The organism is Sphingomonas zeae (genome assembly GCF_014197135.1).
GTDB lineage: Bacteria > Pseudomonadota > Alphaproteobacteria > Sphingomonadales > Sphingomonadaceae > Sphingomonas > Sphingomonas zeae.
Window position 1 is genome coordinate 179,816 of sequence record NZ_JACIFA010000002.1, and the last position, 22,802, is coordinate 202,617.

The 22,802-nt window shown below is 65.6% G+C and carries 22 protein-coding genes; 14 read left to right on the forward strand and 8 right to left on the reverse strand.

The genetic code is table 11. The features are described 5' to 3' along the window. Positions 1 to 4: 4 nt before the first annotated feature. A complete protein-coding gene (locus GGR45_RS03930) occupies positions 5 to 217 on the reverse strand; it encodes a DUF3072 domain-containing protein (protein ID WP_042484874.1) in 213 nt (70 codons plus the stop codon). A 372-nt stretch (positions 218 to 589) separates the two neighbouring features. Continuing rightward, entirely contained in the window at positions 590 to 1,696 is a 1,107-nt protein-coding gene (gene ald, locus GGR45_RS03935) for an alanine dehydrogenase (protein WP_175312847.1), read from the reverse strand. Positions 1,697 to 1,824: 128 nt separating this feature from the next. Here ald and GGR45_RS03940 point away from each other — a divergent pair, with 128 nt between their 5' ends. From GGR45_RS03940 to GGR45_RS03950, 3 genes are all read left to right on the forward strand, one after another. Then, entirely contained in the window at positions 1,825 to 2,268 is a 444-nt protein-coding gene (locus GGR45_RS03940) for an Lrp/AsnC family transcriptional regulator (RefSeq protein WP_175312848.1), read from the forward strand. Between the two features lie 175 nt (positions 2,269 to 2,443). Next, entirely contained in the window at positions 2,444 to 4,117 is a 1,674-nt protein-coding gene (locus GGR45_RS03945) for an amidohydrolase (protein WP_175312849.1), read from the forward strand. A 77-nt stretch (positions 4,118 to 4,194) separates the two neighbouring features. Continuing rightward, positions 4,195 to 5,253 carry a choice-of-anchor A family protein gene (locus GGR45_RS03950; RefSeq protein WP_175312850.1) on the forward strand — a complete coding sequence of 353 codons (1,059 nt, stop codon included), beginning with the start codon at positions 4,195 to 4,197 and terminating at the stop codon, positions 5,251 to 5,253. A gap of 85 nt (positions 5,254 to 5,338) precedes the next feature. Here GGR45_RS03950 and ctrA read toward each other — a convergent pair whose 3' ends face one another. The 3 genes from ctrA to GGR45_RS03965 form a co-directional block, all read right to left on the reverse strand. Beyond that, positions 5,339 to 6,040, reverse strand: a complete 702-nt coding sequence (gene ctrA, locus GGR45_RS03955; RefSeq protein ID WP_058717908.1) for a response regulator transcription factor CtrA — start codon at positions 6,038 to 6,040, stop codon at positions 5,339 to 5,341. A 99-nt stretch (positions 6,041 to 6,139) separates the two neighbouring features. Next, positions 6,140 to 7,237, reverse strand: coding sequence for an AI-2E family transporter (locus GGR45_RS03960; protein WP_336621455.1), 1,098 nt, complete (start codon positions 7,235 to 7,237; stop codon positions 6,140 to 6,142). Further along, positions 7,234 to 8,154 carry a LysR family transcriptional regulator gene (locus tag GGR45_RS03965; RefSeq protein ID WP_175312851.1) on the reverse strand — a complete coding sequence of 307 codons (921 nt, stop codon included), beginning with the start codon at positions 8,152 to 8,154 and terminating at the stop codon, positions 7,234 to 7,236. Before GGR45_RS03965 ends, GGR45_RS03960 begins: the two co-directional genes overlap by 4 nt. A 136-nt stretch (positions 8,155 to 8,290) precedes the next feature. Here GGR45_RS03965 and GGR45_RS03970 point away from each other — a divergent pair, with 136 nt between their 5' ends. Then, positions 8,291 to 9,037: a pirin family protein gene (locus GGR45_RS03970; RefSeq protein ID WP_175312852.1), complete on the forward strand. Its 747-nt coding sequence runs from the start codon at positions 8,291 to 8,293 to the stop codon at positions 9,035 to 9,037. 29 nt (positions 9,038 to 9,066) lie between these two features. Continuing rightward, positions 9,067 to 9,669: an NAD(P)H:quinone oxidoreductase gene (gene wrbA / locus GGR45_RS03975; RefSeq protein ID WP_175312853.1), complete on the forward strand. Its 603-nt coding sequence runs from the start codon at positions 9,067 to 9,069 to the stop codon at positions 9,667 to 9,669. 66 nt (positions 9,670 to 9,735) lie between these two features. Here wrbA and GGR45_RS03980 read toward each other — a convergent pair whose 3' ends face one another. Further along, positions 9,736 to 10,518 (reverse strand): M15 family metallopeptidase, encoded by a 783-nt coding sequence (locus GGR45_RS03980; protein WP_175312854.1) that lies wholly within the window; start codon positions 10,516 to 10,518, stop codon positions 9,736 to 9,738. Positions 10,519 to 10,567: 49 nt separating this feature from the next. Here GGR45_RS03980 and GGR45_RS03985 point away from each other — a divergent pair, with 49 nt between their 5' ends. Together GGR45_RS03985 and arfB are read left to right on the forward strand one after the other, a co-directional pair. Then, a complete protein-coding gene (locus GGR45_RS03985; protein WP_175312855.1) occupies positions 10,568 to 11,209 on the forward strand; it encodes an RluA family pseudouridine synthase in 642 nt (213 codons plus the stop codon). Between the two features lie 12 nt (positions 11,210 to 11,221). Continuing rightward, positions 11,222 to 11,647, forward strand: coding sequence for an alternative ribosome rescue aminoacyl-tRNA hydrolase ArfB (gene arfB, locus GGR45_RS03990; RefSeq protein WP_175312856.1), 426 nt, complete (start codon positions 11,222 to 11,224; stop codon positions 11,645 to 11,647). A gap of 86 nt (positions 11,648 to 11,733) precedes the next feature. Here arfB and GGR45_RS03995 read toward each other — a convergent pair whose 3' ends face one another. Next, positions 11,734 to 12,111 (reverse strand): hypothetical protein, encoded by a 378-nt coding sequence (locus GGR45_RS03995; protein ID WP_217498082.1) that lies wholly within the window; start codon positions 12,109 to 12,111, stop codon positions 11,734 to 11,736. A 125-nt stretch (positions 12,112 to 12,236) separates the two neighbouring features. On the opposite strand from GGR45_RS03995, the gene GGR45_RS04000 reads away from it, so the two are divergent. The 7 genes from GGR45_RS04000 (at position 12,237) to GGR45_RS04030 (ending at position 20,929) form a co-directional block, all read left to right on the forward strand. Then, a complete protein-coding gene (locus GGR45_RS04000; RefSeq protein ID WP_175312858.1) occupies positions 12,237 to 13,199 on the forward strand; it encodes an ArsR/SmtB family transcription factor in 963 nt (320 codons plus the stop codon). Beyond that, the gene (gene metF, locus GGR45_RS04005; RefSeq protein ID WP_175312859.1) at positions 13,196 to 14,137 is read left to right on the forward strand and encodes a methylenetetrahydrofolate reductase; all 942 of its coding nucleotides are present in this window, start codon (positions 13,196 to 13,198) and stop codon (positions 14,135 to 14,137) included. The genes GGR45_RS04000 and metF overlap by 4 nt, the downstream gene beginning before the upstream one ends. A gap of 252 nt (positions 14,138 to 14,389) precedes the next feature. Next, positions 14,390 to 15,436, forward strand: a complete 1,047-nt coding sequence (locus GGR45_RS04010; protein WP_175312860.1) for a homocysteine S-methyltransferase family protein — start codon at positions 14,390 to 14,392, stop codon at positions 15,434 to 15,436. Positions 15,437 to 15,564: 128 nt separating this feature from the next. Beyond that, positions 15,565 to 18,162 carry a methionine synthase gene (gene metH / locus GGR45_RS04015; protein ID WP_175312861.1) on the forward strand — a complete coding sequence of 866 codons (2,598 nt, stop codon included), beginning with the start codon at positions 15,565 to 15,567 and terminating at the stop codon, positions 18,160 to 18,162. Positions 18,163 to 18,341: 179 nt separating this feature from the next. After that, on the forward strand, positions 18,342 to 19,496 hold the full coding sequence (locus GGR45_RS04020; protein ID WP_175312862.1) for an EAL domain-containing protein: 1,155 nt from the start codon (positions 18,342 to 18,344) through the stop codon (positions 19,494 to 19,496). 120 nt (positions 19,497 to 19,616) lie between these two features. Continuing rightward, complete coding sequence (gene gntA / locus GGR45_RS04025) at positions 19,617 to 20,336, forward strand: guanitoxin biosynthesis heme-dependent pre-guanitoxin N-hydroxylase GntA (RefSeq protein ID WP_175312863.1); 720 nt, start codon at positions 19,617 to 19,619, stop codon at positions 20,334 to 20,336. Further along, positions 20,333 to 20,929 (forward strand): DUF1989 domain-containing protein, encoded by a 597-nt coding sequence (locus GGR45_RS04030; protein ID WP_175312864.1) that lies wholly within the window; start codon positions 20,333 to 20,335, stop codon positions 20,927 to 20,929. Before gntA ends, GGR45_RS04030 begins: the two co-directional genes overlap by 4 nt. A 136-nt stretch (positions 20,930 to 21,065) precedes the next feature. Here the strand turns inward: GGR45_RS04030 and GGR45_RS04035 are convergent, their stop codons facing one another. Further along, positions 21,066 to 22,757, reverse strand: a complete 1,692-nt coding sequence (locus GGR45_RS04035) for an alkaline phosphatase family protein (RefSeq protein ID WP_175312865.1) — start codon at positions 22,755 to 22,757, stop codon at positions 21,066 to 21,068. Positions 22,758 to 22,802 lie beyond the last annotated feature (45 nt).

Consider the following 22,802-nt stretch of genomic DNA (forward strand, 5'->3'; position numbering starts at 1 on the left):
GGGCTTACTGGCCCCGGCCGGTTTTTTCCTGAAGCGCGTCGATGCGCTTGGAGGCATCCGCCTTGGTCAGCGTATCGTCGAACGGCTCGCCCGCCTCTTCGGACAGGGTCTTCAGGTAACTGGCCTGCGCACCGGTCATCTTCTCGTCGCCGGTGGTCCAGTCATCGGGATCCTTCTCGGCATTGGAGAAGGGTTCGGTCTTGGGGTTGTCGGTCATCGGGTGATCCTTTCAGGGGATCAACGGCGATGTTCCAGTTTTGTTTCGTTTTTGGTTCGCGCGGAGGCGCGGAGACGCAGAGAGGGCCGGGATGGGGTGGGCGTCCGGCGGCAGTTCCGCCGAAGGCTTTGCCGCACCGTGGCGGTGAGAGGCCAGCCTGGCGGCTGGATACGCCATCTCCGCGCCTCCGCGTCTCCGCGCGAACTGATTCGGGCCTTTGTGGCGAAGGAAAGGGCGTGCGCTTCGACTACGCTCAGCGTGAACGGAGGTGGGGATTAAATCCCAGAAGCCGTTCAGCCTGAGCGAAGTCGAAGGCCACGAGCCTGACGCCCGGACATGCCCTTCAACTTCGCCCAGTATGAACGATGGTGTTTAGCCCGCCCAGGCCTCGAAAGGCAGGTCGAGTGCTTCGGCAACCGCCGCGTGGCGGATCTTGCCGCCCGAGACGTTCAGGCCACCCGCCAGATGCGGATCGGCCTTCATTGCCGCCTCGGCCCCCATGTTGGCGAGCTTGACCGCAAAGGGCAGCGTCGCGTTGTTGAGCGCGAAGGTCGAGGTGCGAGCGACCGCGCCCGGCATGTTGGCGACGCAGTAATGAATCACGCCGTCGACCTCAAACACGGGGTCCTGATGGGTGGTGGCATGGCTGGTCTCGAAGCAGCCGCCCTGGTCGATCGCGATGTCGACCATCACCGAGCCGCGCTTCATCGTCTTCAGCATGTCACGGGTGACCAGCTTGGGCGCCGCCGCACCGGGGACCAGCACCGCGCCGATGACGAGATGGGCATTCTTCACCGCCGCCGCGATCGCCGCCTTCGAGGCATAGGCGGTCTTGATCTGGCTCGAGAAGAACATGTCCAGCTCGGCCAGACGGTCGTTGTTGATGTCATAGATGGTGACGTCGGCGCGCAGGCCCACCGCCATCTGCGCCGCGTTCACGCCCGAGACGCCGCCGCCCAGGATCGCGACCTTGGCAGGCGCCACGCCGGGTACGCCGCCAAGCAGGATGCCACGGCCGCCCTGCTGCTTCTCCAGATAATGCGCGCCGACCTGCACCGCCATGCGGCCCGCGACTTCCGACATCGGCTTCAGGAGGGGCACGCCGCCGCGCGGGGACGTGACCGTCTCATAGGCGATGCAGGTCGCGCCCGACTTCATCAGCCCTTCGGCCTGCGGCTTGTCGGCGGCAAGATGGAGATAGGTGAACAGGACGTGGTGCGGGCGCAGCATCGCCACCTCGACCGGCTGCGGCTCCTTGACCTTCACGATCATCTCGGCCTGGTCGAACACCTCGGCGGCGGTGGAGACGATGCGCGCGCCCGCGTCGATATAGTCCTGATCCTCGAAATCGATGCCGCCGCCCGCCTTGGTCTCGACGATCACCTCATGACCAGCGGCGACCAGCTCGGCGACCGACGGCGGCGTGAGGCCGACGCGATATTCGTGGTTCTTGATTTCCTTGGGCACACCGACGCGCATGATCGACTCTCCTGAATAGCGTTGCACCGATAATAGCCCCAGGCGATCAGGAGAGGTGTGCAAAGCGGTCCCGTCTTGCCATGCTGTTTGGGATATTCTTGCGTCGAACGTCCGTGTATCGGGATGAAATGTCCGACGCGATCGACCGCCGTATCCTGGCTGAACTGGCCCGCGATTCCGACCTGACCAGCGCCGCGCTGGGCGAGAAGGTCGGCCTGTCCGCCAGCGCCGCGCATCGCCGGGTGGCGCAACTTCGCGACAGCGGGGTCATCACCGGATTTCGCGCGATCCTGAGCCATGAGGCACGGGGGCGGCCCTCGACCGTGATGGTCAACGTCACGTTGAAGGACCAGCGACAGGATACGATGGCGGCGTTCGAGCGTGAAATCCTGCGCTGTCCCGAGATTGTCGAATGCTTCTTGATGAGCGGCGAGGCGGATTACATGATCCAGGTCGAGGTGCGTCGCGACGACAGTTACGAGCGTATCCACCGCGAGACGCTGGCACGCCTGCCGGGGGTGACGCGGCTGGCCTCGCATTTCGTGATTCGCGAGGTGGTGCGACGGTCGTGAAATCCTCCCCGGTACGGGGAGGGGGACCACCCGAAGGGTGGTGGAGGGGGCGTGCCTCTAAGGACGACCTTTGTGGAAGCCCCCCTCCGGCAGGGCTGCGCCCTGCCACCTCCCCGTACCGGGGAGGATCGTTACCCCGCTTCCCACCCCTCCATTCTCCCGATAGGGAACGGCCATGGTAAAGCAGGTTTCCTCCCCCCGCGTTCTTCGTGCCGCTCTCGCCGCGCTGGCGATCGCGCTGACCCCCGCCGCCGCCTTCGCTGATGCCCTGGTCGACAATGTGACGGGGCTGACGCTGGACAAGAATGGCAAGGTGGTCCGCTTCACGGGGCTGTTGCTGACCCCGGATGGCAAGGTCGTGAAGCTGCTCGGTGCCAAGGACAAGCGTCCCGAAAAGCTCGACTGGCGCGCCGACATGAAGGGGCGGGTCATGCTGCCCGGTTTCGTCGATTCGCATGGACATGTCATGGCGTTGGGTTTCCGCCAGATCGAACTCGACCTGGCGACCACCAGGTCGCTGGACGAGGCGCGTAGCCGGATCGCCGCCTATGTCGCGGCCAACCCGGAGCGGAAATGGATCCTGGGCGGCGGGTGGAACCAGGAAAGCTGGGCGCTGGGCCGCTTTCCGACCGCCGCCGACATGGACACCGCCGTCTCCGACCGACCGGTCGTCATGGAGCGCGCCGACGGCCATGCGCTCTGGGCGAACAGTGCGGCGATGAAGGCGGCGGGGATCACGGCCAAGACCGTTTCTCCGCCCGGAGGCCGGATCGAAAAGGTCGGTGGCCAGCCTTCGGGCGTGTTCGTTGATGCCGCCATGCAGCTGATCCAGAAGGCGGTGCCCCAGCCGCTGGCCAAGGACCGCAATGCCGCTTTTCTGAAGGCGCAGAACGAGTTGCTGAGTCACGGCATCACTGCGACGGCCGACATGGGTACCACGCTGGACGAATGGATGACCTATCGCCGGATGGGCGATGCGGGCAATCTTCGCGTGCGGATCATGAGCTATGGCGGCGGCGTCGACGATACGGTGCGGATCGGCGGAACCGGGCCGACGCCCTGGCTGTACAATAACAGGCTGCGGCTGGTCGGCGTGAAACTGTACGGCGACGGCGCGCTCGGGTCGCGCGGCGCCTGGCTGAAACAGCCCTATGCCGATGCACCGGGCCAGACCGGCCTCGGCTTCATGTCGGACGATGTGATCCGCAACCTGATGAGCCGCGCGGCCATGGACAAGTACCAGATCGCGGTGCACGCGATCGGTGACAAGGCCAATGCCCAGGTGCTCGACGCGATCGACGAGCTCGCCGAAACCTATAAGGGCGACCGGCGCTGGCGGATCGAACATGCGCAGATCGTCGATCCGGCCGATCTGCCGCGTTTCGGCAAGCACGGCATCATCGCCTCGATGCAGCCCGTGCACGAAACCAGCGATCGCCAGATGGCCGAGACCCGGCTGGGCGCGGCGCGGCTGTCGGGGGCCTATGCCTGGAATTCGATGCTGAAGAACGGCGCGGCATTGGTGTTCGGATCGGACTATCCAGTCGAGCGGCCCGATCCCTTTGCGGGCTGGGCGGCGGCGATCAGCCGCCAGGGGCCGGACGGCCAGCCCTATGGCGGGTGGCAGCCGCAGGAGATCATCGGGCGCGAGGCGGCATGGCGCGCCTTCACCATGGATGGCGCCTATGCGGGGTTCGCCGAGGACCTGTTCGGACGGTTGGGCCAAGGGCAACAGGCGGACTTCATCATCGTCGACCGCAACCCCCTCGACATCAACCCCAGCGAGTTGCGGGGCACCCAGGTCGAGGAAACCTGGATCGGCGGCCAGAAGGTGTGGGAGCGGCGCTGACGGAACGACCCAAAGCGGGACAGGTCGCGATCGACAGCTAATAATTTGTCAGGGCTTTCTTGTCTATCAGGCCAGTCATGAAGCACCGTATCCTCACCATCGGCCTGATTGCGGCCGCCATCCCGTCGCTGGCCGCGGCCTCGCCCGTCGTCGGGATCGATGCGCTGAAGGAATGGAACCTGATCGTGCTGGGGGACCTGACCTCCAGCTCGGAGGTGGAGGGGCGGACCTTTGTCGGCGGGAACCTGAGCGGCAATTCGTCCAATTATCAAATTCGCTCGGTGCCAGCCTCGACCTATGCGGTGCCTGGGCTGACCGTGGTCGGCAACGTACTTGGTGGTACGAAGAACCTCAACAACGGCTCGGGTGCGCTGATCGGCGGCAATGTCGCGAGCGGCTTCAACCTGAATGGCGGGGTTCAAACGGTGAAGGTGGGCGGGCTGTTGTCCAACACCAACATCAATCAGAATATCGTGCTGTCGGGTCTGGGTCTAAGTGATCCCAATTTCGTTGCCGGGCTGAATCAGCAAAAGACGTTGCTGGCGAGCAGCATGACCGACCTGTCGAACAGCTATGCCGCTCTGTCGGCCACGGCGCAGGTCTCGATCAGCAACAATCGCGCGACGTTCAACGCAGTCGCAGGCCCCAATGGCGTCGGCGTGTTCAACCTGACCGCCGCCGACCTGTCGCGCTTCGGTGAGATCGCATTCAACACCAACGGCGCGGACACGGTGATCGTCAATGTCAGCGGCAGCACGGTTCGGCTGGATGATAACTTCCTGAACAATGCGAGCGGGCTGGGCGAGCACGTCATCTGGAACTTCCCCGATGCGACCAACCTGGAATTGACCACCGCCTGGAAGGGATCGGTACTCGCGCCCAAGGCGGCAGCGACCACTGGCAATTATATCGAGGGCTCGGCCGTGTTCGGCAGCCTGATCCAGAACGGCGAGTTCCACCTCGGAACCTATGTCGGCACCTATACGCCGGGGACGCTCAATCCGCCGAGCAGTTCGGGCGGGACTGGAAGCAGCGGCGGGAGCCCGGCGCCGGTGCCGGAGCCTGCCAGTGTGGCGTTGCTGGCGGGGGGATTGGCGTTGCTCGGTCTGGCAATGCGGCGGCGGGCGGTGGCCTGATGGGGGAAGGCCACGGGAATCCATAAGAAAAAGGCCGATCCGCGCCCCGCGAACCGGCCTTTCCTACGCAAAAACCAAAATAGGATCAGGCGACCTCGGCCTGCTCCACCTCGTCGGGCTCACGCAGCACATAGCCGCGGCCCCATACCGTCTCGATATAATTCTCGCCCTCACAAGCCAGGCTCAGCTTCTTGCGCAGCTTGCAGATGAAGACGTCGATGATCTTCAGTTCCGGCTCGTCCATCCCGCCATAAAGATGGTTGAGGAACATTTCCTTGGTCAGCGTCGTGCCCTTGCGGAGCGACAACAGCTCCAGCATCGCATATTCCTTGCCCGTCAGGTGGACGCGGGCATTGTCGACCTCGACCGTCTTGGCGTCCAGATTGACCGCGAGCTTGCCGGTGCGGATGATCGACTGCGAATGGCCCTTGGACCGGCGGACGACCGCATGGATGCGCGCGATCAGTTCCTCGCGGTGGAACGGCTTGGTGACGTAATCATCGGCGCCGAAGCCGAAGCTGCGCACCTTGGAATCCATCTCGTTGATGCCCGACAGAATGAGCACCGGAGTCGAGACCCGGGCGACGCGCAGACGCTTCAGCACGTCGTAGCCATGCATGTCGGGCAGGTTCAGGTCGAGCAGGATGATGTCGTAATCATACAGCTTGCCGAGATCGAGGCCTTCCTCGCCCAGGTCGGTCGTATAGACGTTGAAACCTTCGCTGCCGAGCATCAGCTCGATCGCCTTGGCAGTCGTCGGTTCATCCTCGATCAGCAATACGCGCATCGACATTCCCCATTTGCGAATGATCGCCCCCTTGCCCCGGCGACCTGACCTTTCGATCATTAACCAACGTGGATGTGAACGTAAAAGGTTAATTCGATCCTAACCCGGATTCTCATTTTCTTGTTTTATGCGCGCGCCAGGGCCGAGCAGGCTCTGATGGTTCACCGCCGGAATGTTTTCCCCCAGAACCTCGCGTAGATACAGGCTGCGGATGAGGGTGAACGCCACGATCAGCAGCGCGGCCGAGAAGAACAGGCCGAAGAGTCCGAAGATCGTACCGATTCCGATGATCGCGAACAGGGTGACGGCGGGCGGGATCGCGACGACCCGACTGGTGACGAACGGGGTGATCGCATTGGTCTGGACCAGGCGGACGACCGCGAAGGTGACGAGCGTCCCGATGATCGCGCCGTTCCCACCCTGCGCTGCCAGACCCAAGGCGGGAAGCATGGCGGCGATCGGCCCGACATAGGGTACGAACTCGCTGAGCCCCGTCAGCAGCCCCAGCGCAGCGGCCGAGGGCACGCCCGCGATCGCCAGCCCGACGCCGACCAGTACGCCCATCGTCGTCATCTGGATCAGCTGCGCGCGGAGCCAGAGCCGCAGGGTGGAACCGGTGTCGAACAGCGCGTCTTCCATGGCCGGGCGCATCGATCGGGGGATGAGCAACAGGAAACCACGCTCATAGATTTTCGGATCGGCAGCGAAGAACAGCGCTCCCACCAGCAGCAACAGGCAGTTGAGCACGAATTCGCCCGCCCCCGATACGATGCCGCCAATGTCCTGCGCCACCCGGCTGCCCGCATAGGCGGCGCGCACCGCATCGACCACCTTGGCTCCGACAGGCGATTGCGAGGCCCAGCGCGCCAGCTGGTCGATCAGATCGGGCAACTGCGTCACCAGCGTGTTCAACTGTTGACGAAAGGCGACGCCGAACAGCCATGCCAGGAACCCGAGCACCGCCAGTACGGTCGCGATCGAAAGGGTCAGCGAACGCTTCGGCCCGATCGGCAGGTGATCGGAATAGAGATCGGCAATGGCATGGATGACGATCGCGCCCAGGATCGATCCGAAGGCCAGGATCAGCAGGTCGCCCGCACGGAACAGCGCCGCCGTCACGCCGAGGATCAGCAGCGTCAGGATGACGCGGCGGATAAAACGCGCATCGCTTTCGTCGGGACGCAGCCGGTTCATCATGCGGCCTCCATCGCCTGCGCCGTCATGCACGGATCGCGCACCCGGTCGGCCAGCCACGTAATCAATGCCTCGACTCGCGCGGGACGCAGCGGGCTGGGCGGGGTGAGCAGATGCAGCCCGATCGGCGGCGGAGTCCAATCCTCCAGGATCGCGACCACCTGGCCCGAGGCGAGGTGCGGCCCGATAATGAAGCCGGGCAGACGTGCGATGCCCAGCCCGGCCGTCACCGCCGGCACCAGCGCATCGCCGCTATTGGCGGTCAGGGGTCCCTGAGGCCGGACCGACACCTCTGCACCATTGGGGTGGCGGAAGCGCCAGGGGCCGGTGACGTTGGAATAGCTTAGCAGCCGGTGCTCGCCCAGTTCGTTGGGATGGCGGGGCAGGCCATGCTTGGCCAGATAGGCGGGGGAGGCGATGACATGGGTCGAAATGCCGCACAGCCGCCGCGCACGCAGCGAGCTGTCGGGCAAATCGGCGATGCGCAGCGCGATGTCATAGCCCTCCGCAACGATATCGACCCTTGCGTCGGACAGGCTGAGTTCGATCTCGATCCCCGGATGCTGCGCCAGAAACTCGGCGATGACGGGGGCAATATTCGTCACCCCGAACGACATCGGCGCGGCCAGCCGGATGCGGCCCGCAGGCGCGCTGGCGGCGTCGCGCGCGGCCTCCTCGGCGGCGCGGGCCTCGGCCAGGATGCGCGCGGCATGTTCGGCCAGCGGCTTGCCCGCCTCGGTCAGGGCCAGACGGCGCGAGGTGCGGTGGAACAGCGACTGTTTGAGCTGTGCTTCCAGCCGGGTGATCGCCTTGGACACGGTGGCCTTGGACAGGCCGATGGCGTCGGCTGCGGCGCTGAATGAGCGGTGCTCGACCACGGCGGCAAAGATCGCCCAGGCTTCCAGATCCGGCAGACGCATCGACACCCCCCCAAATGGCCACGCCGGGGCGGCTGGCTCTGCGCTACAATGAACGTGGAAACGATCGGTTTCCAGCGTTTCCGTTTACGCGATCATTATCGCGCCTATCTTGGGGATAACCAAGGGAGTTACCCTCATGACCACGCAAGTTCTCGGAAACGAGATCGCCAAAGGTATTGATCGGCGCAGCTTCGACAGTCTGGGCCATGCCAATCATGGCTGGCTCGACGCGCGGCACCATTTCTCGTTCGCCAACTATTACGATCCCGCCCGCATGGGCTGGGGCGCGATCCGGGTGTGGAATGACGACGTCATCGCGCCGAATTCGGGCTTTCCGCCGCATCCCCATGCCGACATGGAGATCATCACCTATGTGCGCACCGGCGCGATCACGCACCAGGACTCGATGGGCAATGTCGGTCGGACGGCGGCGGGCGACGTGCAGGTGATGAGCGCGGGATCCGGCGTGCGCCACGCCGAATATAATCTGGAATCCGAGGCGACGACGCTGTTCCAGATCTGGATCGAGCCGCGCAGCCGGGGCGGCCAGCCGAGCTGGGGGGCCAAGCCGTTTCCCAAGGGCGAGCGTTCGGGCAAGTTCGTGACGCTGGCCAGCGGATTCGACGAGGATGGCGACACGCTTCGCATCCGTGCCGATGCGCGGGTGCTGGGTGCGACGCTGCGTGCCGGGGAACGCCTGACCCATGCGGTTGGCGAGGGGCGTCACGCCTATCTCGTCCCCGCCACCGGACGGATCGAAATCGACGGTGTGCCGTTCGCGGCACGCGATGGGGCGGCGCTGTCCGCCAGGGAACCGGGTGGTCGGACCGTGACGATCACGGCGATCGAGGATGCCGAGATCGTTCTGGTGGATTCCGAGTAAGTTCATTTTTCTGGAAGGGAGTATCTGACATGGCCAAAGTTCTGGTCCTTTATTATTCGTCCTATGGCCATATCGAGCAGATGGCCGACGCCATCGCCGAGGGCGCGCGTTCGGCCGGTGCCAAGGTGGACATCCGCCGCGTCGCCGAAACCGCACCCGCAGAGGTTGTCGCGGCCGCGCACTTCAAGACCGATACCGCGCATCCTGAAATCGAGGGTCCCGACGCGCTGACCAATTATGACGCGATCATCGTCGGCACGCCGACCCGCTATGGCCGGATGGCGAGCCAGATGGCGGCCTTCTGGGACACCACCGGCGGCGTGTGGATGAAGGGCGGTCTGGTCGGTAAGGTCGGCGGTGCCTTCACCTCGACCGCCAGCCAGCATGGCGGGCAGGAGACCACGCTGTTCTCGGTCCTGACCAACCTGATCCACCACGGCATGACCATCGTCGGGCTGGATTACGGCTTCCAGGGCCAGATGGGCGTCAAGGAAGTCCATGGCGGCACGCCTTACGGCGCGTCGACGCTGGCCGATGGCGATGGCAGTCGCCAGCCGAGCCAGGTCGATCTGGACGGCGCCCGCTACCAGGGCAAGCGCATCGCCGAGACGGCCGCGAAGCTGTTCGGGTGATTTGAGAGACGGGGGCGCCGATGGGTGCCCTCGTTTTTTTGCCGTCCGCGCCGGCCAAGCGAAACCCTATCGCCGCCCGCCCCGCTTCTTCATCGGCGCAGGCGGAGCCGCCACCGGAACGACTGGCACCGGCGGCTGGCTCGTCACCACCACCCTCAACGGATCGCGGATTCCGGGATCGGCGGGAAACTGCGCCCGCGCCTTGGCAAAGATCGCCCGCGCCTGTGCCGCGCCGGGTTCGCTGGGGCTGGTTCCGACCCAGCGCCAGTGCCAGGGCTCCCACTTCACCCGCTGCTTGTTGCCCGCCGGAAAGCTCATCTCGAAGCCGAAGCGCCGTGCGTTCGCGATCAACCAGCGCGCAGCCGGAGAGGCCGCCATGCAGGCCTCCGCATCCGGGCAGCCCTTGGCCGGGCGCACTGCGAAGTCGATCGCATAGCCGGTCGCATGTTCACTATGCCCCGCAGGCGCGACCGAGATAGCGCGTTCGGCGGCCGACACGCTGCGGTCGCGGCAGAAGACGTTGCGCTGGCGGGCGACCTCGCGGTGGCAGGACAGGCCACGCAACGCGCCGCCGACCGACGGATCGGCCTTCGCCGCATCAAGCAGCCGTTGCAGATCGCCGAGCATCGCCCGGTGCACCCGGCAATAGGGTTTCAGCCCGAACCCGGCGGGGGCGGGCACTATGTCCCCGGGCGGCGCATCGCCATAGGGGAAGTGGCCCGCGACGCGACCATCCGGGCCGGGCGGCAGCAGCGCGCCGTCGCAGGACTGCGCCTGAGCCGCGACGGGCAGCGCGGCGAAGATCAGCAGCGCCAGAAAGCGCAGGAAAGCGGCAGGAGCGGTCGGCATGACGCGCGGGGCTCTGGCATGTCGGCGCGCACGGTGGCAAGGGAGCGCGATGCACGGAGATCGCGTTCTATTCATCGACGGCGAAGCGCTGGTGATCGACAAACCGGCGGGCTTGCCCGTGGATCGGCCCCGCAACGGGTCGATCAGCCTTGAAAATCATCTGGAATCGCTGAAATTCGGCTTCAAGCGCTGGCCCCATGCGGTCCACCGGCTGGACCGCGACACCAGCGGCTGTTTGCTGCTGTCGCGCAATCCCAAGGCCCATGCCCGCTTCCAGCAGGCGTTCGAGGCGGGGCTGGTCGAGAAGCGTTACCTTGCGGTGCTGAACGGCATCGTCGAGGGTGAGGGCATGATCGAGCTGGCGCTGGCCAAGGTATCGACGATGGAGGAAGGCTGGCGGATGGTCGCCGATCCGGCGGGCAAGGCGGCGCGTACCGGCTGGCGCGCGCTGCGCCATGATGGTGGGCGTACGCTGGTCGAGTTCCGGCCCGAAACCGGGCGTACCCACCAGATCCGTGTCCATGCCGCCACCGGCCTGGGCGCTCCCGTCGTCGGCGATCTGGTGTACGGCGCGGGCGAGCCCGGGGGGATGCTGCTCCACGCCGCCAGTCTGACCGTGCCGCGTGGCGAGAAGGACCCGATCACGGCGGAGGCTCCGATCCCCGAACGCTTCGGCGCGTTCCGCGACTAGGACGGCCCGGCGATGGCGCTGATCCCCGTCACCCGCGCCATCGTGATCGACGAGCGCGAGATCGCCGAGAGCTTCACCCGCGCCTCCGGGCCGGGTGGGCAGCATGTCAACACGACCGATAGCGCGGTGCTGCTGCGCTTCGACGTGGAAGGCTCATCGAGCCTGCCCGAGGCGGTGAAGCTGCGTCTGGCGGTGCTGGCCGGGCAGCGACTGAGCAAGGACGGCGTGCTGACCCTGCGCGCCGATGCCAGCCGGTCGCAGGAGATGAACCGGCGTGAGGTGCGCGAGCGGCTGATCGACCTGATCCGCGAGGCGACGGTCGTGCCGAAGAAACGGCGGCCGACGAAACCGACGCGGGCGTCGCAGACCCGGCGCGTGGATGCCAAGAAGGGGCGCGCCCAGGTCAAGGCGGGGCGGGGGAAGGTTCGGTTCGACTGAACGCACTGGGCTAAGGGAACCCGATAAAAAAACGGGCCGACGAACCCATCGCCGACCCGCTTCCATCATCTGAAAGGATAAAGCCCTTAGCGGCGAACATCCTCGCCTGCGCGGACCAGCGCGTTGCCGGTCGCCTCGCGAGCCTTGGCCGTGCCGTTTTCGATCTTGTCGCCCGCGCGGTCCAGCCCGCGATCGATATTGTCGCCCGCGCGATCGGCGTTGGCGGCGGCGCGGTCACCGGCGCGGTCGAGCTTGTCGCCTGCCTTGTCCATGGCATTCTCGGCCGAGTTCAGCGCCTTGGCGGTCGCAGCCTCGACATCATCCGAGGCGTTCTGCGTCGTCGCCTTCACGTCCGAGCCGATCGCGTCGGCCGCCTGCTCCGACTGTTCGCGGCTGTTTTGGCTGCACGCGGCCAGCGAGATTGCGGCGGCGCCGGTCAGGGCGAGGATCAGGGCCTTCTTCATGGCAAACACTCCCGTTTCAAACATATGATCGGCGTGCCAACGCAGATTATCCGTTTCGGGTCCGTGTCGGCCGAAATCTGTTCGCTCCGTTGACCGCATATAAAGATATCTTTATATCGTGATCCATGGCGAATGCGCTCGAAATCTTCCGCGCTCTGGGCGATCCGACGCGGCTGCGCATATTGGCGCTGCTCCGCTCAATGGAGCTGTCTGTGGGCGAACTGGCGCAGGTGCTGGGCCAGAGCCAGCCGCGCGTCAGCCGCCATGTGAAGATCCTGGTCGATGCCGAACTGGCCGAGCGGCGCAAGGAGGGCAGCTGGGTCTTCGTCGCGCTGGGCGACCGTGAGGCGGTGGAGCCGATGACGGCGGCGCTCGATCGCTGGACGGCGGAGACGCCCGACCCCTGGGTGGTGGCTGATGTCGCGCGGCTGGCGGCGGTGCGCGCCGACCGGGCGGCGAGCGCGGCGGCCTGGTTCGAGGATCATGCGGGCGAGTGGGACGCCATCCGCTCGCTCCATGTCGCCGACAGCGAGATCGAGGAGGCAATGGCGGGCCTGATCGGCGAGGGCGATCTGGGCGCGCTGATCGATATCGGCACCGGCACCGGGCGGATGCTCGAGCTGTTCGGCGACCGGGCGGAAAGCGCGCTCGGCATCGACCGTTCGTCGGAGATGCTGCGGCTCGCCCGCGCCAAGCTGCACGGGCGCGCCAATACCGAGTTGCGACAGGCAGACCTTTATGCGCTGCCGATGGGCGACGGCGCGGCCGACATCGCGATCCTGCACCATGTCCTGCACTTCGCGCAGCAGCCGGGCGCGGCGATCGCCGAGGCGGCGCGGGTGCTGGGGCCGGGCGGGCGCTTGCTGATCGCGGACTTCGCGCCGCATGATCGCGAGGAATTGCGGCAAAAGGCGGCGCATAGCCGCCTGGGCTTTGCCGATGAGCAAATGGCCAGCTGGTTCGGCCCTGCCGGGCTGACGCTGGCGGAGACGAGGACGCTGGAGGGCGGCGAACTGACCGTCAAACTCTGGCTGGGTGTGAAGAAGGGGCTTCGGCCCGTCGAGGCGAATAGGGTGAGGGCGGCATGACGAACACGATCCTGACGCGAGCCGAGGCCGCGCTGGCGCATGAGGAACCGCTGTTCGCCGATGTCGGCGGCGATATTGCGGTCAGCTTTGAATTCTTCCCGCCCAAGACGGAGAAGATGGACGCGCAGCTCTGGGATGCGATCCGCACACTGGAGCCGCTCGACCCGCGCTTCGTGTCGGTGACGTACGGTGCGGGCGGCTCGACCCGTGAGCGGACCCATGCGACGGTCGCGCGTATCCAGCGCGAAACGACGATGGACGCCGCCGCGCACCTGACCTGTGTCGAGGCGACCCGCGAGGAGATCGATCAGGTCGCCCAGGAATATTGGGCGGCGGGCGTGCGGCATATCGTAGCGCTGCGCGGCGATCCCCCAGCCGAGGGCGCGCGTTTCGTCAGCCATCCGGGCGGTTATGAGAATGCCGCCGATCTGGTTGCTGGCCTGAAGAAGCTGCACCCGTTCGAGATTTCGGTCGCGGCCTATCCCGAGTGTCATCCTGACTCGGCGGATCAACAGGCGGATATCGATAACCTCAAGCGCAAGATCGATGCGGGCGCGAACCGCGCGATCACCCAGTTCTTCTTCTCGCCCGAAGCCTATTTCCGCTTCCGCGATGCCGCCGCTGCGGCGGGGATCATGGCAGAGATCGTGCCGGGCATCCTGCCGGTGTCGAACGTCGCGCAGACCCGCAAGTTCGCCGCGATGTGCGGGGCACGCATCCCCGACTGGATGGACCGGCTGTTCGAGGGGCTGGACGACCATCCCGCCGCGCGCCAGCTGGTCGCCGCGACCATCGCCGCCGAGATGTGCCGTCGCCTCTATGCGGGCGGCGTGAAGGGCTTCCACTTTTACACCCTCAACCGCGCCGAACTGGCCTATGCGATCAGCCATTTGCTGGGCGTGCGGGGGAAGAAGGCCGAGGCGGTCGCGGCGGCGTGATGTTAATCCTTCGGGGGTAGGGCGATATCACATAGGGTGTCACTCGCGGCTTTCCCTCCCCCGACCCCTCCCGCCTGCGGGAGGGGAGTGATGAAATTGAAGGGCGAGGTTCGGCGATAGCGCCCGACCTACGACCCAAGCGCGCCCCTCCCGCAAGCGGGAGGGGATGGGGGAGGGCAGGGCCGCAGGCGATGAAGCCTGAGGCTCCCCACTCTCAAAAGAACAACCGCTCGCCAGAGCAGGAGCAAGACGATGACGACCCGCGACACATTCCTCGCCGAAGCGGCCAAGCGCATCCTCATCACCGATGGCGCGTTCGGGACCGAAATCCAGAACTGGAAGCTGGACGAGGCGGCCTATGCGGGGACGCTGGGCCTGTCCCATGACCAGAAGGGCAATAACGACATTCTGGCGCTGACCAAGCCCGAGGTGCCCGAGTCCATCCACCGCGCCTATTTCGAGGCAGGCGCGGACATCGCCGAGACCAACACCTTTTCCGCCAACCGGATCAGCCAGGCCGATTACGGTGCCGAGCATCTGGTGCGCGAGATCAATATCGAGAGTGCGAAGCTCGCCCGCCGCCTCGCCGACGAATATCAGGCGAAGGACGGCCGCCCCCGCTTCGTCGCGGGCGCGATCGGGCCGACCAACAAGACCTTGTCGCTGTCGCCCGACGTCAACGATCCGGGCTATCGCGAGATCGATTTCGATTTCCTCAAGAACGTGTACCGCGAACAGATCGATGCGCTCGTCGAGGGGGGCGCGGATTTCATCTTGATCGAGACGGTGTTCGATACGCTGAACGCCAAGGCCGGGATCATGGCCACGATCGAGGCGGGCGAGGCGCTGGGCCGCGAGATCCCGATCATGCTGTCGATGACGCTGACCGACCTGTCGGGCCGGAACCTGTCGGGCCACACGGTTGAGGCCTTCTGGCACGCGGTGCGCCATGCCAGGCCGCTGACCATCGGGCTGAACTGCTCGTTCGGCGCGGAACAGCTGCGCCCGCATGTGAAGACGCTGAGCGAGATCTGCGACACGCTGATCATGATCTATCCCAATGCCGGGCTGCCCAACGAACTGGGCGCCTATGACGAGGCGCCGGTCACCACCGCCGGTCTGGTCGGCGAATGGGCGGTCGAGGGACAGGTCAATGTGCTGGGCGGCTGCTGCGGCTCGACGCCCGCGCATATCAAGGCGATCGCCGATAAGGTTCGGGGGATGAAGCCCCGCACAATACCGACCCCGCCCGTCGTCACCCGCCTTGCCGGGCTGGAGCCGTTCACGATGGCGGCCTGACCCGCAAAGCCCCTCCCCTTCAGGGGAGGGGTTGGGGGTGGGGCGTGGCCTCCATCCCGGACCTTTGACTGCCTGGACAGGCCCCACCCCAACCCCTCCCCTGAAGGGGAGGGGCTAGGAACAAGACGATGACCACCAACACCTCCACCAATTTCGTCAATGTCGGCGAGCGGACCAACGTCACCGGATCGGCGGCGTTCAAGAAGATGATCCTGGCGGGTGACTATGCCCGCGCGGTGGAGGTGGCGCGCAGCCAGGTCGAGAATGGCGCGCAGGTGGTCGACGTCAACATGGATGAAGGGCTGCTCGACGCCGAATACGCCATGACGACCTTCCTCAAGCTGATCGCCGCCGAGCCCGACATCGCGCGCGTGCCGATCATGATCGACAGCTCAAAATGGAGCGTGATCGAGGCGGGGCTGAAGTGCGTCAGCGGCAAGCCCATCGTCAATTCGATCAGCATGAAGGAAGGCGAGGAAACGTTCCTTCATTATGCCCGCCGCTGCATGGCGTACGGCGCGGCGGTGGTCGTCATGGCGTTCGACGAGGTCGGCCAGGCCGACACCAAGGAGCGCAAGGTCGAGATTTGCGCGCGCGCCTATGACCTGCTGATGTCGATCGGTTTCCCGCCCGAGGACATCATCTTCGACCCCAATGTCTTCGCGGTCGCCACCGGCATCGAAGAGCACAACAATTACGGCGTCGACTTCATCGAGGCATGTCGCGAAATCAAGGCGCGCTGCCCGCACGTCCATATCTCTGGCGGCCTGTCGAACCTGTCGTTCAGCTTCCGCGGCAACGAGCCGGTGCGCCGCGCGATGCATTCGGTGTTTCTGTACCATGCCATTCCGGCGGGCATGGACATGGCGATCGTCAATGCGGGCCAGCTGGACGTGTATGACACGATCGACCCCGAACTGCGCCAGGCGTGCGAGGATGTGGTCCTAAACCGCGATCCCGAGGCTGGCGAGCGGTTGGTGGCGCTGGCCGAGCGCTATCGCGGCACCGATGCGGTGGCCGAGAAGCAGGCGGCCGAGTGGCGCAGCCTGCCCGTCACCAAGCGGCTGGAATATGCGCTGGTCAAGGGCATCGACGCGCATGTGGTCGACGATACCGAGGAATGCCGCCAGCAATTCGCGCGGCCGATCGAGGTGATCGAAGGCCCGCTGATGGACGGCATGAACGTCGTCGGCGACCTGTTCGGCTCCGGCAAGATGTTCCTGCCGCAAGTGGTGAAGTCCGCCCGCGTGATGAAGAAGGCGGTCGCGCATCTCCTCCCCTTCATCGAGGCGGCGAAGGAGCCGGGCGCCAAGGGCAAAGGCAAGATCGTGCTCGCGACCGTGAAGGGCGATGTGCACGATATCGGCAAGAACATCGTCGGCGTGGTGCTCCAGTGCAACGGCTTCGAGGTGGTCGATCTGGGCGTCATGGTGCCCTGGTCCAAGATCATCGCGGCAGCGAATGAGAATGACGCCGACATGATCGGCCTGTCGGGCCTCATCACCCCCTCGCTGGACGAAATGGTGACGGTGGGCGAGGAGATGCAGCGCGCGGGCATGACCATGCCGCTGCTGATCGGTGGCGCGACGACTTCCAAGGTCCATACCGCGCTGCGCATCGCGCCCGCTTATTCGGGGCCGGTCGTGCACGTCCTCGATGCCAGCCGCGCAGTCGGCGTGGCGACGACCCTCGTCTCCGATACCCAGCGCGACCCCTATGTCGCGCAGGTCGCGGCCGATTACGAAGCGGTCCGCAAGGCGCGCGAGGGCAAGGGTTCCAACGCGCTCCTGCCGCTGGAGGAAGCGCGCGCGCGCGGCTTCGTTGCCGACATGGCGCTGAAGGCGGGCGATCCGAAGCAGCCGGGCGTGCATGTCTATCAGGACTGGGATCTGTCCGACCTGCGCGACTATATTGACTGGACGCCCTTCTTCCGCGCCTGGGAGTTGGCAGGCAACTTCCCCGCGATCCTGACCGACGAAGTGGTCGGCGAGAGCGCCAGCGGGCTCTATGCCGACGCGCAGGCCATGCTCGACACGATCATCGCCGAGAAGTGGCTGACCGCGCGCGGGGTGGCCGCGCTCTGGCCCTGCCGTCGCGACGGCGATGACGTGATCCTGACCGCCGATGGCGCGGAAACCCGCATCCCCTTCCTGCGCCAGCAGATCGCCAAGCGCGAAGGCCGTGCCAATATGTGCCTGGCCGACTTCATCGACCCGGCGGGTGATTGGATCGGCGGCTTTGCGGTCGGCATCCACGGCATCGACGCGCATATCGAACGCTTCCGGGCAGGGCATGACGATTACAACGACATCCTGCTGAAGGCGCTGGCCGACCGTCTGGCCGAGGCTTTTGCCGAACGGCTTCATGCCCATGTCCGCACCGACCTGTGGGGCTATGCGGCGGGCGAGCAGCTGACCAATGAGGCGCTGATCCGCGAGCAATATCGCGGCATCCGCCCCGCGCCGGGCTATCCGGCCTGCCCGGAACACAGCATCAAGCGGACGCTGTTCGATCTGCTGGGCGCCGAACAGGCCGTAGGGCTGGAACTGACCGAGAGCTTCGCAATGCTGCCGACGGCGGCGGTCAGCGGTTTCTACTTCGGGCACGGTCAGGCAGAGTATTTCGGCGTCGCGCGGATCGGCGAGGATCAAGTGGCCGACTATGCCGTACGACGCGGCGTCGATGCGGTACAGGCAACACGGTGGCTGCGGACCAATCTAGATTAATGACAAATCGTAAATTCGGTCTCAATACTGATATGCAAGATATCTTAGTCCACTCGATTTCGTGGTTAATGTAAGTGTTGTGCCTATGCAACTCAGCAAGGCGCCGCTAACTCTCCGCAATAGTTCTATGCATTCATCAGGGGGCGTGGTGCCTTGGTGGTTGCTGTTCGCGGGGGGACATGGTCAGGGTGCCGGATGGGGCTTGTGAGATCGAGATCAGCAATCTCGAACTGATCGCGGCGTGCTGGGGGCCGCGGATAGGGGACCATGTCGTAAGTCGGATCGCGGCGCGTCTGCGCGAGGCAGGGCTGGCGATCGAACTCGATGCGAAGTCCGGGCGGTTTCGCATATTGGGTAGCATGCAGAATGGGCGAGCGCCGTCCCAGGACCGCCTTGCCGATCTGTCCTATCGCCTGACTGCGGAGTCGATATCGATCGAGGCGATCACCGGCGAGCCCGGCGCGGCCGTCCATGCCGTCATGACCTGGCGGAATGACGAGCCGCCGCGATACCGGGGCGCGCGCGATCCTGGCGAGGGCTGGTTCGCGCTGTACCGGAACGACATGCAATTGGCTGCGCAATCGCTTCGCTGTGCGGACGAGGGTCGGATGACGGTATGTTGGCAGGCGGTGTGCGACTACCGCGATCCGTCGCGGACCCTGTATCATGAAGGGCTGGTCCGCCTCGACGAACCGGGGGCGGGGCTGTCCCCCGCAGCGATCTTTCCGGCGCTGGAGCGGACGGGGACCGCGACGACCTTCGACTGGGCGATGGTCCGGCATGTAATGGACGAGCTACGCGCTCATCCCGATGCGGTTCTGGGCGTCAATATCTCGGCAAGCTCGGCGCACCTCAACGGATGGTGGAGAGGCATATTGTCGGAACTGGCCGAGCGGCCCGATCTGGCGGCGCGGCTGGTCGTCGAGATTACCGAAACGGAGCCGATCACGCACATTCATGACGCGATTGCCTTTGCGCGGGCGCTGCGCGCGGTGGGGGCGACGCTGGCGCTCGACGATTTCGGAGCGGGCTTCACATCGATTCGCCAACTGATGGACCTGGTTCCCGCTCTCGTGAAGATTGACGGGCTGTTCCTTCAGCGGGCGACCCGCGACGGCGAGCCCTGCCAAAGCCTGCCGCATCTCATCGGTCTGATCCGCGAATTGGGCGGGACGGTAATCGTCGAAGGGGTCGAGACCCAGGCCATGGCCGACCTGGCCTTTGTCAGCGGTGCAATCTGGCAACAGGGCTATTATCATGGTTACCCGGAAGCCGTGCGTAGCGGCAGTGGTCATGGCGAGCCCATGTCACGGCTGGTGTCCGGCAAGAGCTGAGCACGGCGCCACCAGCTTCCGGATTGATCCTTATCAATATACCTGAGAAATGATCCGCAATCATTTGGCAACAGGGAATCTTTCGGAACGTCCCAGGTCCAAGCGGCGTTGGGGCATCCGATGTCAGACACTGAAAGCAGTCTATTCCCCGCTCATGATCCGAGTGAGCCGGAATCCGCCGCGATGCTCCGCGCCCATATCGCGGAGGCCGATTTCCCATGCGTGGGCGCCAAGGCGGCGATGGCGCGCGGCACGCTCGAAATTCTGGGTGCGCGCGACATCGCCAGCGCCTGGGATGATTTACGCATCCATGACTCCCTGCGCCGCTTCGCCGAGCGCTACCGGGCCGAGCCGCAACTGTTCCGCAGCTTGGCCGTGGTGTTCGCCGGGCCGGACACGCTGGACGAGGCGGCGTTCGAGCAGGCGGTGTGGTCGCGCATCCAGTCGCTGTCCGACAAGGATGTCTGGCTGGGCCAGGATTGGGACACGCGGGTCAGTGCCGATCCGAGCGACCCGCATTTCTCACTCTCCTTTGGCGGCGAAGCATTTTTCGTGGTGGGCCTGCACCCCCAGGCCAGCCGCCCTGCACGCCGCTTTCCGCGCCCAGCGATGATCTTCAACCTGCACGACCAGTTCGAGATTCTGCGCGCGCAGGGGAAGTATGAGACGATGCGCGAAAAAATCCTGATGCGCGACGAAGCGCTGGCCGGATCGCGCAACCCGATGCTCGCGCGCCACGGCGAGATGAGCGAGGCGCGCCAATATAGCGGCCGCGTGGTCGAGGAGGGCTGGCGCTGCCCATTCCATTATGCGGGCGGGGCAAGCGAGGCCAAGCCATGAGCGGCGCGACGGTCGAAATCCCGCCGCGCAGCGGCGACGCGTTCCGCATGGCCAAGGGCGACAGCCTGACCGTGATCGATCCGCGCGGGCGACAGGTGGCGGATCTGCTGGCCTTCAACGCGGATGATCTGGACGAGGTGATCTCGTCGGGCCGCACGCTCGATTATGCCGAGACGATCCGGTTGACCAAAGGGCACAAGCTCTATTCCAACCGTTCGCGGGTAATGCTGGAGATCATTGAAGACACGGTCGGGATGCACGACTTCCTGCTGACGCCGTGTTCGGTCGACACATTCGATCATTTCTACCCCGACCTGCCGCGTCACCGAGGCTGCTTCGGCAATCTGGCGGCGGCGCTGGAGCCCTATGGCGTGGTGCCCGACCGGATTCCGGTGGCGTTCAACTGTTTCATGAACGTCCCCATCGACGGCGCGACCGGCAAGCTGGAGGTGCTGCCACCGCTCAGCGGGCCGGGGGACCATATCCGCTTCGTGGCGCATATGGACCTGGTGATCGGCCTGACCGCGTGCTCCGCGCCCGCCTCGAACGGGGGCAGCTTCAAACCGATCGAATACAGGGTCGAGCAGGCCTGAAATCCTCCCCGGCACGGGGAGGGGGACCGCTGCGAAGCGGTGGTGGAGGGGGGGTCTCCGCACGGTACGTCCTGTGTGGAAGCCCCACTCCGTCAGCGCTGCGCGCTGCCACCTCTCCGTGCCGGGGAGAATATTTTCATCGCCTGCACGTATCCGCCGCACCAGGATCGAGGTCCAGGCACCGCCCGTCGACCCCCGGCATCGGCAGACCGATCGTCGCCGCCAGCGTCGGCGCAATATCGACGGTTTCCACCGAAAGCGGCTGTTCGAACCCGGCCATGCCCTTGCGCCAGAACAGGATCGGCACGCGGCGGTCATAGTCCCATGGCGAGCCATGCGTCTCGACATAGCCGGGGCCGGGCTCCTCGATGGTCGTCACGCGAGGCTTGAGCAGGATCAGCAGGTCGCCCGAGCGCGTGGGGTCATAGGATGACCGCGCCTTTTCCCTCAACGTCCAGGTTTCGGGCGGGGTGGTCGGCCAGGGCGTCGCCGCGATCTCGTCGCGGGTCAGCGCGGCGGCCACCTGCGGCAGTGCTTCGTAGCGGCGCTTGGCTTCGGCCAGCACTTTCGCGCGCGTGGCGGCCGGTAAAGCGCGGTCGATATAGATGTCGCCCTCCGCGCTCATCATGATCGGCGGGTCGTTGGGCAGGCCCAACGTGCGGGCGATCGCAGCGGCCATCGTCTTGGTCTTGGCCTCGGGCGCGACATGGCTTTCCATCGGCATGGCGCGAAGCTGTTGGCGCTCGGTCATGTCATGCGCGCCGTGGTCGGCGGTCAGCATCACCTCATAATCGACGCCGGTCTGGTCGAGCACCTCGAAGAAGCCCGCCAGCGAACGGTCCAGTTCGGCCATCTGGATGCACATCTCGGCGCCCTGGGTGCCCAGCGCATGGCCGATATAGTCGGTCGCCGACAGGCCCACCGACAGAATGTCGGTCTGCGGACCCTGGCCCAGCTTCATGTCCTGCACGAAGCCTGCGGCCATCGCCAGCACGGCGGCATCGGCGGCGGGCGAGACGCGGAATGCCTTCAGGTCGCCCGCCGCGCGCTGGAATCGGCCTGTGCCCAGCGTCTGGCCGCCTACCGTGATCGGCCGGTCGAGCGGCTTGCAGAAACCCGGCAGCGGCATCGGCTCCTGCGGGCGGGCGATCAGGTCGGCCACCGCCTTGCGGGTGCGCTCCACGACCAGGGGCACGGCGCGTCCGGCATAGGAGACATAGGTCTTGCCGTCCCACCACCAGATCTCGTCCATCTTGTGTCCGCCCATCATCACGGCGGCACGGTCCTTGCCTGCGACGGAGACGGTACGGACGCGGGGGTCGGCGGTCTTCATCCGCTCGCCCAGCGTCGGGACCTTCAGATGCTTGTCCGACACGACGTAGTTATTGTGGTCCATGCCCGCGACACTTTCGTCTTCCGAGCAATAGACGATCTTGTCGGGGCGGTTGACGGACTGGTCGACCCAGTTGTTGGCGATGATCCCGGTATGGGCGGGGCGATAGCCGGTCAGGATGGTCGAGTGGCCGGGGCAGGTCTCGGTCGCGGCATGGCTCTGATAGCCCGAGGGAAAGACCGCGCCGGTCAGCAGTCGCGCCATGCCGCCGGTGAAGTGGTTGCGATATTGCGCGAACAGGTCGGCCGAGAACTGGTCGACCGAGATCGCCACGATCAGCTTGGGCGGCGTCGTGGGGAAGGGGGCTTGCGGCGTGCCCGGCAGGGTGGCGACCGGCGCAGGCGCGGCGCCAGGTACGGGACTGGCGGTCTGGGCCAGAGCAGGCATGGCGAGCAGCGCGGCGGAGGCGAGGAGCGCGGCAGTCAGGGAGTTCATGGGCAACCTTGATGCAAAGCGGGGACAGGGACGCTATGGAACGCG